General features: G+C 69.2%; 14 protein-coding genes. 1 reads left to right on the top strand and 13 read right to left on the bottom strand.

Features of this window, described 5'->3' with window-relative positions; translation table 11 throughout:
* Positions 1–2: 2 nt before the first annotated feature.
* From ccsB to WBG06_RS09200, 7 genes are read right to left on the bottom strand one after another with little or no spacing between them, the layout of a single operon-like run.
* The gene (ccsB, locus tag WBG06_RS09170) at positions 3–995 is read right to left on the bottom strand and encodes a c-type cytochrome biogenesis protein CcsB (protein ID WP_336736281.1); all 993 of its coding nucleotides are present in this window, start codon (positions 993–995) and stop codon (positions 3–5) included.
* Entirely contained in the window at positions 988–2592 is a 1605-nt protein-coding gene (gene resB, locus WBG06_RS09175) for a cytochrome c biogenesis protein ResB (RefSeq protein ID WP_336736282.1), read from the bottom strand. Before resB ends, ccsB begins: the two co-directional genes overlap by 8 nt.
* On the bottom strand, positions 2589–3347 hold the full coding sequence (locus WBG06_RS09180; RefSeq protein WP_336736283.1) for a cytochrome c biogenesis CcdA family protein: 759 nt from the start codon (positions 3345–3347) through the stop codon (positions 2589–2591). Before WBG06_RS09180 ends, resB begins: the two co-directional genes overlap by 4 nt.
* Entirely contained in the window at positions 3344–3907 is a 564-nt protein-coding gene (locus tag WBG06_RS09185; protein WP_336736284.1) for a TlpA family protein disulfide reductase, read from the bottom strand. Before WBG06_RS09185 ends, WBG06_RS09180 begins: the two co-directional genes overlap by 4 nt.
* 35 nt (positions 3908–3942) lie before the next feature.
* Complete coding sequence (locus WBG06_RS09190; protein ID WP_336736285.1) at positions 3943–4629, bottom strand: histidine phosphatase family protein; 687 nt, start codon at positions 4627–4629, stop codon at positions 3943–3945.
* Positions 4626–5954 carry a glutamate-1-semialdehyde 2,1-aminomutase gene (gene hemL, locus WBG06_RS09195; RefSeq protein WP_336736286.1) on the bottom strand — a complete coding sequence of 443 codons (1329 nt, stop codon included), beginning with the start codon at positions 5952–5954 and terminating at the stop codon, positions 4626–4628. The genes WBG06_RS09190 and hemL overlap by 4 nt, the downstream gene beginning before the upstream one ends.
* A 43-nt stretch (positions 5955–5997) precedes the next feature.
* A complete protein-coding gene (locus tag WBG06_RS09200) occupies positions 5998–7806 on the bottom strand; it encodes a LamG-like jellyroll fold domain-containing protein (RefSeq protein WP_336736287.1) in 1809 nt (602 codons plus the stop codon).
* A 359-nt stretch (positions 7807–8165) separates the two neighbouring features.
* On the opposite strand from WBG06_RS09200, the gene WBG06_RS09205 reads away from it, so the two are divergent.
* Positions 8166–9425, top strand: coding sequence for a lytic transglycosylase domain-containing protein (locus WBG06_RS09205; protein WP_336736288.1), 1260 nt, complete (start codon positions 8166–8168; stop codon positions 9423–9425).
* A gap of 212 nt (positions 9426–9637) precedes the next feature.
* Here the strand turns inward: WBG06_RS09205 and WBG06_RS09210 are convergent, their stop codons facing one another.
* The 6 genes from WBG06_RS09210 to WBG06_RS09235 form a co-directional block, all read right to left on the bottom strand.
* Positions 9638–10357 (bottom strand): TetR/AcrR family transcriptional regulator, encoded by a 720-nt coding sequence (locus WBG06_RS09210; RefSeq protein ID WP_336736289.1) that lies wholly within the window; start codon positions 10355–10357, stop codon positions 9638–9640.
* 66 nt (positions 10358–10423) lie between these two features.
* Entirely contained in the window at positions 10424–11407 is a 984-nt protein-coding gene (gene hemB, locus WBG06_RS09215) for a porphobilinogen synthase (protein WP_336736290.1), read from the bottom strand.
* A gap of 120 nt (positions 11408–11527) precedes the next feature.
* Entirely contained in the window at positions 11528–13225 is a 1698-nt protein-coding gene (locus WBG06_RS09220) for a uroporphyrinogen-III synthase (protein WP_336736291.1), read from the bottom strand.
* Positions 13222–14235, bottom strand: a complete 1014-nt coding sequence (gene hemC, locus WBG06_RS09225) for a hydroxymethylbilane synthase (RefSeq protein WP_336736292.1) — start codon at positions 14233–14235, stop codon at positions 13222–13224. Before hemC ends, WBG06_RS09220 begins: the two co-directional genes overlap by 4 nt.
* Positions 14232–15527, bottom strand: coding sequence for a glutamyl-tRNA reductase (locus tag WBG06_RS09230; protein ID WP_336736293.1), 1296 nt, complete (start codon positions 15525–15527; stop codon positions 14232–14234). Before WBG06_RS09230 ends, hemC begins: the two co-directional genes overlap by 4 nt.
* Positions 15524–16249: a redox-sensing transcriptional repressor Rex gene (locus WBG06_RS09235; protein WP_336736294.1), complete on the bottom strand. Its 726-nt coding sequence runs from the start codon at positions 16247–16249 to the stop codon at positions 15524–15526. Before WBG06_RS09235 ends, WBG06_RS09230 begins: the two co-directional genes overlap by 4 nt.
* Between the last annotated feature and the right edge of the window lie 141 nt (positions 16250–16390).

The following is a 16390-nucleotide window of genomic DNA, read 5'->3' on the forward strand; positions in this document are numbered from 1 at the left end:
CCCTATCGGGTGATCTCGACCAGCTCGACCGTCGGAGCAGCCGGGGCAGCGTAGGAGTGCTGCGAGGTCGAGGAGAAGTAGTTGATGCCGATGAAGTTGAACCACAGCGTGGCCAGGCCGATCAGCGCGACGATCGCCGCCTTCTTGCCCTTCCACCCGGCGGTCGCGCGGGCGTGCAGGTAACCGGCGTAGACGACCCAGGTGATGAACGCCCAGACCTCCTTGGGGTCCCAGTTCCAGTAGGAGCCCCAGGCCTCGTGGGCCCAGATCGGTCCGGAGATCAGCACCCCGAAGGTCCACACCGGGAACGCGAACGCGTGGATCCGGTAGGAGACCCGGTCGAGGTTGTCGAGGTCGGGCACCCGCGCCAGCAGCGCGGCGTCGGGGAAGCGCGTCTTGAGGAGGTACGCCACCGCGGCGATGCCGCCCAGCGTGAACCCGCCGGTCGCGATGATCGCGGCGATGACGTGGATGACGAGCCAGTAGGAGTTGAGCGCCTCGGTCAGCGGCGCGACCGGCTCGTAGAGCCCGACCACGGCCAGCATGAGCACCACCACGGTGAACCCGAGCACCCACGGCGCCATCCAGGCCAGCTTCAGCCGCCGGTGGAGAACGACGTAGGCAGCAGTGACCACGAACGAGCCCGAGATCGTGAACTCGTACATGTTGCCCCACGGCACCCGGTTGGGGTCGGCGGCCATCCCGCGGGCGACCAGCGCCAGGAAGTGGCAGAGGACCGCGATCGCGGTCAGCATCAGGCTGAGTCGTCCGAAGAGCGCGGCCCGGTGCTCGCGTACGGCATCGGCGGGGTCCGCCGCAGCGGCCTCGTCCGCCGGAGCGCCGGCGCCGACGAGCTCCTTCTCCGCGACCGCGGTTCGGGCCCGCGACTGCCAGGCCGACCACTCGACGAGCGCGCAGAGCAGCGCCAGGAAGTAGACGACTCCGGCGGCCGTGATGGCCTGGTTGCTGAGAACGCCCCAGGTGTGGTCAGACATCCTTCTCCTCCTGTGTTCGCGCGCCTCGTAGGTTCTCGACCAGGTCGGTGACAACCGACGCGGTGTCTCCACCGCCGGAGCGGTCGAGGGCGGCGATCTCGACCAGTGTGCGCCCATCGACCCGGCGGGCGCGAACCCACACGCGTCGCGGACGGATGAAGAGGGAACCGAGCAGGCCCACCAGAGCGAGCGAGACGCCGAGGAGCGCCCACTCCTTGCCGGGCGACTTCGAGATCTGCACCCGGTTCCACTGCTGGACGTCGTCGAAGGAGACCGAGCCCAGCCCGTCGGGCAGCTCGACCGTCTCGCCCAGGCGCAGGTTGAACGCCTTCCCGGACTCGTCGGGCGACATCATGTTGGCCTTGGAGGTGTCGAGCGCGTAGACCGACTGCGGCCCGGCGTCGAGGTTGAGATCGCCTCGGAAGCCCTGGAGCGAGAGCATCGCGTGCGACCCGTCGCCGATATCGCCCATCAGGTTGACCGGCTCGCCGTCGACCGTGCCTTCGAACGGGTAGAACAGGCCCTGGAAGCCGATCTCCTCGGGCGAGGCGTACGGCGCCTTCACGACCCCGAAGGAGAGCAGGTTCTGGCTCTGCGGGAGAAAGATCGTCGGACCGGAGTAGGCCACGTTGCCCTCGCCGTCGCGCACCGTGATCACCGGCGCATAGCCGTGGGCGAGCAGGAAGACGTCGGTGCCGCCGATGGTCAGCGGGTGGTTGACCTTGAGGTCGTACGACTTCTCCTTGCTCCCTCCGGTCGTGTAGCGGATCTTCGAGTTGAACCCGCGCGCGGTCCCGGCGCCGGCCCCGGTGGTCAGCCACTCGGCGTGGAAGTCGTCGATCTTGAAGGCGAAGTCGTCGAGGTCCTCGGGCGCGAAGAGCGACCCGGGCTTGAAGTCGTCGTACTGGGAGAGCTCGTTGGCGAAGCCGAACTCCTCCCCCACCAGCACGATCACGCCGCCCTTGTAGCCGAACAGGCTTCCGACCGCGAACGCGACCAGGACGATGATCAGCGACATGTGGAAGACCAGGTTGCCGGCCTCGCGCAGGTAGCCCTTCTCCGCCGAGACGGAGTCGCCGTCAGCGTCCTTGCGGATGCGGTAGCGGCGCAACTGCTTCCGCGCCGCGGCCAGCACCTCCTCCGGCGACTCGTCGGTGACGTACGTCGCGGAGTCGGGCAGACGGGTCAGCCTGGCCGGCGTGGCCGGCGGCTGAGCTCGCATGGCCCGCGCGTAGACGAGGCAGCGCGGGATGATGCAGCCGACGAGCGAGACCATCAGCAGCAGGTAGATCGCCGCGAACCACGGTGTCGAGTAGACGTTGAAGAGGCCGAGCTTCTCGTAGATCGGCGTCAGCGTCGTGTGCGCCTCGCGCCACTGGTCGGCCTTGAGCGAGTCGACGCCGTCCTGCGGGATCAGCGACCCCGGGACCGCTGCCAGAGCGAGCAGCAGGAGCAGGATCAGGGCGGTGCGCATCGAGGTCAGCTGACGCCAGCCCCAGCGCACCAGCTCGCGGGCGTTCAGTTCGCCGGGGCGGCGTACGTCTTCCGGCTTCTCCTGGTCAGGAGCAGCAGTGTCGACCGACGGGGGTGTGCTCACAGTGCGATGCCCTCCCAACGCTGCACGACCTGGACCTGCAGCCATTGCATGCCGTTGTCCCACCAGCCGGTGAGCATGGCGATACCGATCAGGATCATCACGACGCCGCCGATGATCGTGATCGCTCGAGTGTGGCGGCGGAACCAGGTCAGCGCGACGGTGGCTCGCCGCCACATCACCGCGACGAGGATGAACGGGATGCCGAGCCCGAGCGCATAGACCGCGAGCAGCAGGCCGCCGCGCGCCGCGGTGCCCTGGTCCCAGGCGAGCCCGGCGATGACGCCGAGCGTCGGGCCGGTGCACGGGGTCCAGGCGAGCCCGAAGAGGAAGCCGAGCAGCGGCGCGGCCGCGAGACCGACGGCCGGGACCTTGTGGAACTTCAGGTCGCGCTGGAGCAGCGGGATGAAGCCCATGAACGCGATCCCCATGATGATCGAGAGCACGCCGAGGATCTTGGTGCCGGTCTCCTGGAACGCGAGCAGCTTGTAGGCGACCCCGCCCACGGTGATGCCCAGCAGGACGAAGACCACCGAGAACCCGGCGACGAAGAGCAGGGCTCCGGCGAGCATGCGGCCGCGGCGTACGTCACCGGAGGCCAGGTCGGCGCCGGACAGGCCGGTGGCGTAGGAGAGGTAGCCCGGAAGCATCGGCAGGGTGCACGGCGAGATGAACGAGAGGAACCCCGCCAGCAGCGCGATCGGCACCGCCAGCAGCAGCGACCCGCTCCCGGCAGTGCTCGCGAACCAGTCGGTCATTGTTCGCCCGCCGAGGTGATGAGCTCGTCGAGCGTACGTGCCGAGGGGATCTCGCCGCGGATCAGCGCGGCCACGCGGCCCTCGGTGTCGAGGATCGCGGTCGCCGGGATGGCGCGAGGCGCGAGCGAGCCCTTCAGCGCGAGGACGGCGGTGCCGTCGGGCGAGTAGACCGACGGGTACTCGACGCCGTAGTGCCGCTCGAACGCCAGCCCCTGGGCGGCCGAGGCATCGCGGGTGTTGAGGCCGACGAACGCGACCTCGTCACCGAGCTCCTCGTAAGCCGCCTGGAGCATCGGCATCTCCTTGCGGCACGGCGCGCAGCCGGTCCACCACACGTTGAGCACCGTGACCTTGCCACGGGTGTCGGCGAGGTCGAACGGCTTGCCCTCGAGGGTCTCGCCGGTGAGCTCGATCGGCTCTCCGCGATCGGCGACCGGGATCTCCTGGGTGCGGCCGTCACCGGAGATGTAGCCGGCTTCGTTCGTGCCCGTCTGTCCGCACGCGGCCAGCAGCCCCACCATCACCACCGTGAGGAGGAGGCCACCCAACTTCTTACGCACACGCAGGATGGTTCCTGACAAACCTGAGAGCCTCGTTAATCTTCCGCTTCTTCTGCGTCACCTGCCGAGAACGGTGCGTATTTGTCCTTCGCCGGCAGCATGTCGCCCGCTGGCTCGCTGTAGGAGAGCGCGACGAACTCGTCGTCGACGAAGTGCAGCGAAGTCAGGGAGCACAGCGCGCACTGGCGGTGACGCGGGTCGTGCAGGAAGCTGCGGCCCTCGAGGTGCAGCCGGGTGGTCCAGATCGGCAGCTGGTGGGAGACGATGACCGCCTCGTGGCCGCGCGCGAGGTCGCGGGCGTCGTGGATCGCGGCCATCATCCTGGACACGATCTCCAGGTAGGGCTCGCCCCACGACGGTTTGAACGGGTTGAGCAGCTTCGGCCAGACCTTGGGGTCCTTCAGCGGCCCCAGGCCGTCCTTGAAGCTCTTGCCGACGAAGAGGTTCTCCGACTCGAGCACCCGCTCGTCGAGCGAGATGTCGACGCCGAGCGCCTTCGCCAGCGGCCCGGCGGTCTGCTGGGCCCGCTCGAGCGGGCTGGAGATCACGTGGGTGATGTCCTGCCCCGCGATCCGGTCGGCGACCCGCTCCGCCATCTGCAGACCGAGCTCGGAGAGGTTGTAGCCCGGGCGACGCCCGTAGAGGATGCCGTCCGGGTTGTGCACCTCGCCGTGGCGCAGCAGGTGGACCGTGGTCTCGATGCCGTTCTCCTGGGACGTCATGCCTTCACCTTTACAGCAACCGCCTCGGCGGCGTACGGAAGCGCGTCCGTGATCCGGGAGATCGCGCGCTCGTCGTGGGCGGAGGAGAGGAACCAGGCCTCGTAGGCGCTCGGTGGCAGGTAGACGCCCTGGTCGAGCATCGCATGGAAGAAGACCTTGTACGCCGCCTCGTCGGTCGTCTTCGCCTCGTCGAAGTTGCGCACCGGCTTGTCGGTGAAGAAGACCGAGAACATGGTGCCGGTCGACTGGATCGTGTGCGGGAGCCCGACCTTGGTGAAGCTCGCCGCGACCGCTTCCTTGACGGTCTCCGCCGCACGGGAGATGTGGTCGTAGACCTCATCGGTCGCCAGCCGCAGCGTCGTGAGACCGGCGGTGGTCGCGACCGGGTTACCGGACAGCGTGCCGGCCTGGTAGACCGGCCCGTCGGGGCTGAGCGAGCCCATCACGTCGGCGCGGCCCCCGAAGGCCGCGGCCGGGAAGCCGCCGCCCATCACCTTGCCGAAGGTGACCAGGTCGGGTGTCCAGCTCTCGTGCTTGCCGTCCAGGCCCCACTGACCCTGCTTGCTGGCTCGGAACCCGGTCATCACCTCGTCGGAGATGAACAGGGCACCGTTGGCCCCGCAGGTGGTCGCGAGGAACTCGTTGAACCCGGGCTCCGGCGGCACCACACCCATGTTGCCCGGCGAGGCCTCGGTGATCAGGCATGCGACCCGACCCTGGTATTCCTCGAACGCCGCGGTGACCGCTGCCCGGTCGTTGTAGGGCAGCACGACGGTGAGCTCGGTGCTGCTCTCGGGTACGCCCGGGGTGCCGGGGATGGCGTGGGTGACCAGCCCTGAGCCGGCGCTGGCGAGGAGCGAGTCCACGTGGCCGTGGTAGTTGCCGGCGAACTTCAGGATCACGTCGCGTCCGGTGAACCCTCGCGCCAGCCGGATGGCCGACATGGTCGCCTCGGTGCCGCTGCTGACGAACCGCACCTTCTCGACCGGCGCCCGGCTCACGATCTCCTCCGCGAGCTCGACCTCAGGGGTCGTCGGCGTCCCGAAGGACGTTCCCCGCGCGACCGCCTCCAGGACCGCGGCCTGGACCTCGGGATGGGCGTGACCCAGCAGCATCGGGCCCCAGGAGCAGATCAGGTCGACGTAGTCGTTCCCGTCGACGTCGGTCAGCCATGCCCCCTTCGCCTCCCGGATGAAGCGCGGCGTCCCGCCGACCGCGTTGAAGGCGCGCACGGGCGAGTTCACGCCGCCCGGCGTCACAGCCTTCGCGCGGGCGAAGAGCGCTTCGGATGCCGCTGCGGACAGAGGTGAGATGTCGTCAGGCACTCACGCATTCTCTCCGAGGTCGCCCCGAAACCCCACTTCGGCCTCAGCCGCCGGGGGTCGCGGCCCCCGGAGGCAGGCCGATGTCGGCGTTGAAGATGTCGTTGGCGCTGAGCTGACCGGCGTACTGCCACACGCCTTTCACCTCGGCGGCGAGCGGTGCCTCGGGGCCGGCCAGGTCGAGCGTGGTCGTCCCGTTCCCGACCGCGAAGGGACCGCGAGCGGTCCACGGCATGGTGAACGACGCCTCCGGCATCTCGCCTTCGGGGCTCCCGTCCCCGAACGCCGGAGACATGCCGTTGAGGTAGATCTCGATCCGACGGAGGTCAACGTCGTAGACAGCGACCACGACGTTGACCTCCTCCGGCGTCCAGACATCCGCGCGGACCTCCGCGACGGTGGCGTCGACACTGTCGCCATCGGCCATCTGGAAGTACACCTGTCCGCCGGATCCGTCGCTCTTGAGGCGATAGCCGAGCGTCCACGCGGCCGCGTTCTCACCGGCCTGCTGGGCGATCACACCTCCCCGGGTCGGGTCGGTCAGGCGGAGAGACGCGGCGACCGAGAACGACACTGCCGAGTCCGTCACGGGATGACCGAGCGTGAGGCTCTGCCCGGTCGTGCCGGGCAAGGCGAGGAATCCACCCGAGAGGTACTGGTCACCGATTCCCGCGACCTGCAACGGCGCCCCGAAGGAGCGATCAGTCAGTACGCCGGACTCGACCGTGTCCGTGCTGACGCCGAGGTTCCACTCCGCAGCCATGCTGGTCGCGTAGCCGGTCTCGTCCTCCAGCCTCAACCGTTCGGCGATGGCAGGAGCCGAGGCTCGGTTGTCCCAGAGACCGATCTCGTCGACCGTCGCATCCCCGCAACGGGGCTCCGGCAGCGCCACGCTGCCGCAGCCGAGCTGCCAGCGAGATCCGTCCCACGCCTCACCGCTGTAGGCGACGGTGTCCACGGCCTTGCCGTTGACCCACAGCGTGAGCGCGTCGTCCGACGATGCGTACGTCGCCGCCAGGTGGGTCCAGGCCCCTCGGCCTCCCGGCGCCGAGGCCAGCTCTGCGCCCGTCGCGGAACGTCGGCCGGCCAGCCAGCTGCCGTCGGTCGCGTCGTACCCGATCTCGAAGGCGTTGCCCTCAGCCGTGGGCACCGACATCAGGGTGACCGACTCCGCCGCGTCGACGTGCGCCCACAGAGCGACCGCGAAGTCCTGCCCGGTCGACACACCCGTGCTCGCGGCGGTCGCCGGTGCTCCTCCTCGGAGCTGGAGTCCGGTGTCCCTGCGTCCCACCGAGGAGGTGACCGCGCCACCGAGGTCGAGAGTGCCCGTGGTCGGGTCGGCCCCGGAGTTCGCCCCCGGGTCCGAAGGATCACCGAAGGACCACTCCGTCACCACCTCGTTGGCGGGGACGTAGAAGCTGTAGGACGCGGTGTGGCCCCACACCCCCGCCTTGTCGCGCGCCTGCACCTGCAGGTTGCGAAGTCCCGTCTTGTGCGACGTGAACGAGATCGACCGCGCCCGACCCGCCTTCGTGAGGATCGTCTCGCTGTATGCGGACGGTTCCCCCTCGACCGGACCGAGGATCGCCCAGCGGTACGCGTCGACATCGGTGTCGCCCTTGGCCGCCCCCACCTCGAAGGTGCCCTCGACACCCACCGGCGTGCCGTCGTGCGGACACATGGTGGAGCACTCGGGGAAGGACGTGCTCGTCACCACGGGAGCAAGGGGCGCAGCATCGTCGAGCGCGCCGATCGGTCGAGCCGACGGCGGGGCGGCGGCTCCTGCAGCCTGTGGCGCGAAGGAGATCGAGGCAGCCAGCGCCACCCCCAGACCGGCGACAAGGCGCGACGACACGTAAGCCATACAAGACTCCAGACACGAGAAGACCGAGGAAGCACGATCCGGGACCCGAGTCGGAGCGGCACGCGTCACCCTGCCATCGCGAAGATCCTCGAACTTCGCCTTGGATCGGTCGTTCCGGATCTGTGGACTCTCGTTTACTCTGGCCGCAGGAACGCATCCAGGTGCGGACGTCATCGTTCTGCGTCACGAACTGCAACAACGGGCGTCTCATCAGCGTCTCGTTAACTGGAACGCAATGTGCCAGTAAAACGTGACGTGCGTAACTTTGACGTGAGACGGTTCGTTGTGAACGTTGCGAATGGGGAGCAAGACCCGGAGCTTTCAGGTCCGGGGATTGAAAGGGAGATTTGATGTCCGCTACGCGCTACAACCGCCTTCAGAAGGCGACCGCGCTCGTTCCGCTCGCGCTGCTGAGCGCGGCGTGGACGGTCAACGTCACCGGTCTGACGCAGTCGAGTGCCACAGCATCCGGTCCGGCCAGCTACGACGACGCCTTCAGCCTGCCTGACGGCACCTCGGTCCCGGCCGAGGCGATCGAGGCGCCGGCCAGCGTCTCCGCCTCCACCAACCAGGGTGACAAGTCGCTCCCCGGCACCGCCAGTGCCGCCGGCATCCCGTCCGCCGCGCTCGCCGCCTACCAGCGCGCAGCCACGGTCATCAACGCCGCGGACGCCGCCTGCAAGATCGACTGGCCGCTGATCGCCGCGATCGGCCGAGTCGAGTCCAACCACGGGCGCGCCAACGACAACCGCCTCACCGCCGAGGGCGTCTCCACCCCCGGCATCTTCGGAGTGCCGCTCAACGGCAAGGGCAACGTCGCCCAGATCACCGACACCGACGGTGGTCAGTACGACGGCGACACCAGCTATGACCGCGCGATCGGCCCGATGCAGTTCATCCCCTCCACCTGGGCGATGGTCGGCGTGGACGCCGACGGCGACGGCAAGCGCAACCCCCAGGACATCAACGACGCCGCCCTCGCGACCGCGGTCTACCTCTGCTCCGGAGCAGACGACCTCTCCACCGACAAGGGCGCGCGGGCGGCGGTCTTCCGCTACAACCACAGCCAGTCCTACGTGACGACGGTGCTCGGTGTCGCCGAGGCCTACCGCTCCGGCGACTTCACCTCGATCCCGAACAGCACGGTCCCGGTCGACTACGCCATCCCGCGGATGGAAGCCCCGAAGACCACGAAGCAGAAGGACCGCCAGGTCAAGGCCGGCGGCCAGCAGCAGTCCGGCCCGCGCGGCGGCTCCTCGCAGTCTCCCTCCAGCCCGTCGAGCGAGGCCCCGGCCGAAGAGACTCCCGGCGGCATCGGCGGGGGCACCGGCGGCGACGGTGACGGCGGCACCACCACTCCTGACCCCGTGAAGCCGCTGGAGCCGGTGACCAAGCCTGTCGAGAAGGTGGTCGCGACGACCGCACAGCTCACGACGGTCTGCACCAATGCCGTCATCGACCAGCTCGGATCCGTCCTCGCTCGCACCGTCCCGAAGAGCACGATCACCGACTGTGTCGCGCAGCTGCAGGGGAAGACGCTCCCCGAGGCCACCTCGGCCGTCGGCGGCATCCTGACCGGCCTGCTCAAGCTTCTCGGCCTGGTCAGATAGACCCAGCGCACTACGAACGGCCCCGCCATCCGGCGGGGCCGTTCGCGTTGTCGGGGGCGGTGCGCGCCGCTCACCCGACATGTAACACGCTGTTACAACTTCTATCCGGTCGTTCTGATAGGGCGAGTAGTACTACGAACGACGTGTTACAGCCGGCACAGCGCGCGCACGAGCCCAGCGAGCACCGCTCACCGAACTGCGTGACTGGCCGATCAGGCGGCGGGTTCGTCGTCCTCGTACTCGGTGACGAAGTCGCGGCCGGCCTCGCGGACGGCGGCGAGGGCGGACGCGTCGGCCAGCAGGGAGTTGAGATGGTAGTCGGCGACCGACTCGGCCAAGGCGTCGGTGCTGACCGCTGCCTTCTCGTCCTCTCGGCAGCCGTGCCAGAGCCGATGCTGGGCGCCTTCGTTGAGCGAGAGCAGCATCTGCGCGGTCGCCGTGGGATCGATCTGGCGCAGTTCGCCGGTGTCGACGCCCATCGCGAGGAACCGGGCGGCCGCGGCGCGCAGCTTGTCGCCGTCCTCCTCGAAGCCTTCGAAGACCTGGGGCTGCGCGAGCGCGGCGATCTCCAGCTCGTAGAAGTCGAGCGGGGCGGTGCACAGCTGGCGTACGTCGGTGTAGAGGAAGGCGTAGAGGCGCGGAGCGACCGGACCGTCCTCGTCGAGAAGCTTCTCCGCGAGGGTGAGCGACTCGCGGTTCTTCTCCATCAAGGCGGAGAGGATCTCCTCCTTGGACTTGTAGTAGTAGTACATCGAGGACTGGCGCAGCCCGACGCACTCGGCGATCTGACTGATCGTCGTCGCCGCGACCCCTTGAGCGGTGAAGAGCCGGGACGCCTCCTTGAGGATCTCCTCCCGGGGATTGGCCGAATCGCGTCCGCTGTTGCGCGGCCGACCGGTGCGTCTCGGGCTGCCCAACTCTCGATTGGTCACGCTCTCGAGTCTAGCGTCCTGAGGTGTTTCACGTCACAGGGCTGCCCGGCTGTTCAGACGAGGTCGTCAGCCTCGCAGCCAGCCTGCTGCCTCGGTCGCCCAGTAGGTCAGAATGACGTCGGCGCCGGCCCTCTTGAAGGCGGTGAGGGACTCCAGGATCGCCGGTTCGCGGTCGATCCAGCCGTTCGCCGCGGCAGCTTCCACCATCGCGTACTCCCCCGAGATGTTGTACGCCGCCACCGGAACATCGACAGCCTCACGCACTCGCTGGAGGACGTCGAGATACGGCAGTCCGGGCTTCACCATCACGATATCGGCGCCCTCGGCGACGTCGAGGAGCGCTTCGCGGACGCCCTCGAGCGCATTGGCCGGGTCCTGCTGATAGGTGCGCCGGTCGCCCTTGAGCGCGGAGTCGACCGCCTCGCGGAAGGGGCCGTAGAAGGCCGAGGCGTACTTCGCGGAGTAGGCGAGGATCGAGACGTCGGTGTGGCCGGCGCCGTCGAGAGCATCGCGGGTGACCGCGACCTGACCGTCCATCATCCCGGACGGGCCCACCATGTGGACGCCGGCCTCGGCGTGGGCGATCGCCATCTGGGCGTAGATCTCGAGGGTGGCGTCGTTGTCGACGGAGCCGTCCTCGGCCAGCACGCCGCAGTGGCCGTGGTCGGTGAACTCGTCCAGGCACAGGTCGCTCATCACGGTGAGCGCGTCGCCGACCTCGGAGACGACGTCGGCGATGGCGACGTTGAGGATGCCGTCAGGGTCGAGGGCGCCGGAGCCGACCGCGTCCTTGGTCTCGGGGACGCCGAAGAGCATGATCCCGCCGATGCCGGCCGCAGCGGCCTCGACCGCGGCCTTGCGCAGCGTCTCCCGGCTGTGCTGGACCACGCCCGGCATCGTCGAGACCGGGACAGGCTCGCTGATCCCCTCGCGCACGAACGCGGGCAGGACCAGGTTGGCGGGACGTACGGCCGTCTCCGCGACCATCCGGCGCATGATCGGCGTGCGGCGCAGCCGGCGGGGACGTACGACCGGCTTCTCGATGCTCATCGGTGCTCCTGGGTTAGGGGTGGATGTTCGTCAAGGTATGCAGCAGAACAGCCACTCCCCTCGCGGAATTCCGCACGGGATGTGACGGTTGGTCTGCGTACCTTGACGAACATCGCGGCATCAGCTCGTGCGAGAACGGCGGCGCGAGGCCGGGCGCCGGTCAGACGGCTTGGTGACCGGCAGACCCTGCTCGACCAGCGCGGCTCGACGCGCGGCGCCGAAGTCGGCGAGCGCCTCGGTGAGCGCCTCGATCGACGGCTCGGGCGACATCACGTCGACCCGCAGGCCGTGCTCCTCGGCGGTCTTGGCGGTGGCCGGACCGATCGCCGCGATCACCGTGGAGGTGTGCGGCTTGCCCGCGATGCCGACCAGGTTGCGGACCGTGGACGAGGAGGTGAAGACCACCGCGTCGAACTTGCCCGTCTTGATCGCGTCGCGGGTCGGCGCGGGCGGCGGAGCCGCCCGGACCGTGCGGTAGGCGGTCACGTCGTCGCACTCCCAGCCGAGGTCGACCAGGCCGGCGATGAGGTTCTCGGTGGCGATGTCGGCACGCGGGAGGAAGACCCGGTTGATCGGGTCGAGGTCCTCGTCGTACTCCGGCCACACCTCGAGCAGGCCCGCGGCCGACTGGTTGTCGGTGTTCGGCACCAGGTCGGGGCGCAGACCCCAGGCCTCCAGCGCCTGCGCGGTCTTCTCGCCGACGGCGGCGATCTTCAGACCGGAGAAGGCACGGCAGTCCAGGCCGTATTCGTCGAACTTCTCCCGGACCGCGCGCACGGCGTTGATCGAGGTGAAGGCGATCCAGTTGTAGCGGCCCTCGACGAGACCGCGTACGGCCTTGTCCATCTGCTGCGGGTTGCGCGGCGGCTCGACGGAGATCGTCGGGACCTCCTCGGGCACGGCGCCGAAGCCCTTCAGCTTCAGCGACAGCGCCGGCGCCTGCTCCTTCGTACGCGGCACGAGCACGCGCCAGCCGAAGAGCGGCTTCGTCTCGAACCACGAGAGCGTCTCACGCAAGCTGACCACCTTGCCGATCACCACGATCGCCGGCGGCGCCATCCGTGCGGCACGAGCGTCGACAGCGATGTTCTCCAGCGTCGACTCTACCGTCGCCTGCTCGGTCGTGGTGCCGACGCGGGTGATCGCGACCGGGGTCTTGGCCGGACGACCAGCCGCGACGAGCTCCTTGGCGATGTCACCGATCATGCCGACGCCCGAGAGGAGCACGAGGGTGCGGTTGTCCGCGTACTGGCTCCAGTCGATCTTCTCGTTGCAGGTCACGACCGCGACCTCGTGGTGGTCCTTGGTCGTCAGCGGGATGCCGGCGTAGGCGGGGACCGCCGACACCGAGGAGACGCCCGGGACGATCTCGAAGCCGATGCCCGCCTTGGCGCACGACTGCGCCTCCTCGGGGCCAGAGGCGTAGAGGAACGGGTCGCCGGTCATCAGGCGCACGACGCGCTTGCCCAGCTTCGCCTGCTTGACGACGGCCTTGGCACGGGCTGCGTTGGCCAGGGGCTGGCCGTCCACGCCGAACCCGCCGTCGATGAACTCGGGTCCGGCCGGTTCCTGGCCCTCCTTGGGCAGAGTGTCACCCTCGGCCGGCTCGACCGGCTCGGGGAGGCCGAGAACGCCGCGCACCATCGACTCGTGCTCGGGGGCCTCGGTCACGACGACATCGGCCTGCTTCAACAGGTCGATCGCCCGTACCGTCAGCAGCTCAGGGTCACCGGGACCGCTGCCGACGAAGGACACCCAGCCCAGTGGGGTGGCCGAGCCGGGCTCGGCCTTCTGCTCGGTGGTCTTTGCTCGGGTCATGCGTTGTGCACCTTGTCCTGCTCGGGAGCGGTCTGGGGGGAACCGCCCGTGTCCATGACAGCCTGGCCTGGGTCAGTGGTGGGATCGTCGGTCAGGTCTGCTGCACCCTCGGCGAGCATCTCCTCGGCGAGCCGGCGCCCGACGCCGGCGGCGTCGTCGAGCGGCCCGGATGCGGAGAGTCGCACCGAGAGCGAGCCGTCGAGTGAGAGCGCAACTGCCCGCACCCACAGCTCTGGTCCTTCCTCACCCTCCACCACGTCGGCGAGGGTCCCGATGGGCGCAGCACAGCCACCTTCGAGGGTGGCGAGCACCGCGCGTTCCGCCTCGACAGCCGCTCGGGTGGGCGCATCGTCGAGGGAGGTCAGAATCTTGCGTACGTCGGCATCGGCGTCGCCGTCACGGCACTCGACCGCCAGCGCCCCCTGACCAGGAGCCGGCAGCACCTGGATCGGGTCGAGGACCTCGGTGATCTCGTCGAGCCGGTCGATGCGGGCCAGGCCGGCGCGGGCGAGGACGATCGCGTCGAACTCGCCCGAGCGGACCTTGCTGATGCGGGTGTCGACGTTGCCGCGGATGCCGGCCAGCTCCAGACCGAGGCCGAGAGCCTTGATCTGGGCAACGCGTCGCGGCGAGCCGGTGCCGACGCGCGAGCCCGCGGGGAGCTCACCGAGGGTCAGGCCGTCGCGGGCGACGATCACGTCGCGCGGGTCCTCGCGCGGCAGGATCGCGACCAGCTCGATGCCCTCCTCGGGGTAGGTCGGCAGATCCTTGAGCGAGTGGACCGCGAGGTCGATCTCCTTGGCGTGGAGCGCGTCACGCAACGCGCTGACGAAGACGCCGGTCGAGTTCGCGCTGGTCAGCGGGGTGTTCGAGGCCTGGGTGCGGTCACCGTCGGAGACGATCTCGACCAGCTCGACGATGTGGCCCTGGGCGCGCAGCATGTCGGCGACGAGGGTCGACTGGGTGACGGCGAGCTGGGATCGGCGGGTGCCGAGGCGAAGGGTTCTCATGAGTGGTCTCCTGGGACGTCGGCCCGGGTCACCGCGGAGACGGCCTCGGGGTCGAGCGCGAAAAGCTCGGCGAGGGCCGCGGCGTAGGACACCGCACCGGACTCGTTGGCGAGCTCCTTGACCCGGACGGTCGGCTCGTGGAGGAGCTTGTCCGCCACGCGGCGTACGGTCCGGAGGACCTCGGCACGAGTCGCCTCGTCGAGGTCGGGAAGCTTGTTGTCGAGGCGTTCCATCTCGGTGTCGACGACACCGGTGGCCATGCTGCGCAGCGCCACGACCGTCGGGGTGACCGCGGACTGGCGCCGAGCGCTCAGGAAGGCCGCGACCTCCTGGGTGACGATGTCGCGGACCGCGAGCACCTCCCGGCCGGCGGGCGAGGCGTGCAGCTCGTCGGCGAGGGCGGCCAGGTCGATCAGGGTGACGCCGGGAAGCGCGCCCGCGGCGGGGTCGATGTCGTGCGGCAGCGCCAGGTCGATCAGGGCGACCGGGCGGCTGCTGCGGTCACCGACCATGTCGGCCGGCACGAGCAGCCCGCTCGCGCCCGCGCAGGTGATGACGATGTCGGCGGCCGCGACCTCCTCGGCCAGCTTGTCGAGGGAGGTGGCGCGCGCGGCGTACTCCTGAGCGAGACGCTCGGCGTTGGCCGTGGTGCGGTTGACCACGACGACGTCGGCGGCCTCCATCCGGGAGACGGTCGCGGTGGCCAGCCCGGCCATCGCTCCGGCTCCGACGACGGCGACCCGCTTGCCGCGTACGTCACCCACGGCTCGGGCGGCACGACCCAGCGCAGCGGTGACCAGGGATGGCGCTGCCCGATCGATGTCGGTCTCCGCACGCGAACGCTTGCCGACCCGCAGCGCCTGCTGGAACAGGCTGTTGAGCGCCGGACCGACCGTGCCCATCTCCTGGCCGAGCTGCAGGGCGGCGCGCGCCTGGCCCAGGATCTGGCCCTCGCCGACCGCCATCGAGTCGAGGCCGGCCGCCACCTTGAACAGGTGGGAGACGGCACCGTCGTCGTAGTGGACGTAGAGGTGCGGCAGCATCGCCTCGAGCGTCTGGCCGGCACCCTCGATGATCCGGCGGGAGAGCTCCTCGACGGAACCGTGGAAGCGGTCCACCTCGGTATAGATCTCGAGGCGGTTGCAGGTCGCGATGACCGCTGCCTCGCTGACATGTTCACAACCAGCCACGTCAGTGAGGAGCTTCTGCAGCCCTTCCGCGTCCACCGAGGCGGCCTCGAGCATCGAGACCGGCGCAGAGTTGTGGGAGATTCCGACGACCAGAACACTCATGCGGGCATCCCTTCCTCGGAACCATTATCTACCGCCCCGTTTGCTTCTGCAGCCTTGCGCGACTCGTGATACGCGAGGATCTGCAGCTCGATGGAGAGGTCGACCTTGCGTACGTCGACGCCCGGCGGCACGTTCAGGACCGCAGGCGCGAAGTTGAGGATGCTGCTGATGCCGGCGGCGACCATCGCGTCGGCGACGTCTTGGGCCGCGGTCGCCGGCACCGAGATGACCCCGATCGAGACCTGCTCGGCCGCGACGATCTCGGCGAGGTCGGCGAACGGCCGGACCTCGAGCCCGGCGACGGTCCGGCCCTGCATCTGCTCGGCCGCGTCCAGCAGCGCGACGGTGCGGAAGCCGCGGCTGCTGAAGCCGGAGAAGTTGGCCAGCGCCTGGCCCAGGTTTCCGATACCGACGATGATGACCGGCCAGTCGTGGGTCACGCCGATCTCACGGGCGATCTGGTAGCTCAGGTAGTCGACGTCGTAGCCGACGCCACGGGTGCCGTAGGAGCCCAGGTAGGAGAGGTCCTTGCGCAGCTTGGCGGAGTTGACCCCGGCGGCCGTCGCGAGCTCCTCGGAGGAGCAGGAGGCGATGTTGCGCTCGGCGAGCGAGGTCAGAGCCCGGAGGTAGACCGGGAGCCGGGCGACTGTCGCCTCGGGAATGTCCCGGTGGGGGTCCTGGGCACTGCTGCCCTCGCCCGTATTCGTACTCCGTGCCGTCACGCTCTGCTCTTTCAATGCCGGCGCCACAGACGGGGGCTTTTTAGCCCGGGATCGCCCTGCGGCTCCGCCACCATACGGAGTTTGTGACCGCGAGAACAAACTCGCAGACCGTTGGCTAGCACACGTGCCTGCGGAGTTGGC

The organism is Nocardioides sp. CCNWLW239 (genome assembly GCF_037137035.1).
GTDB lineage: Bacteria > Actinomycetota > Actinomycetes > Propionibacteriales > Nocardioidaceae > Nocardioides.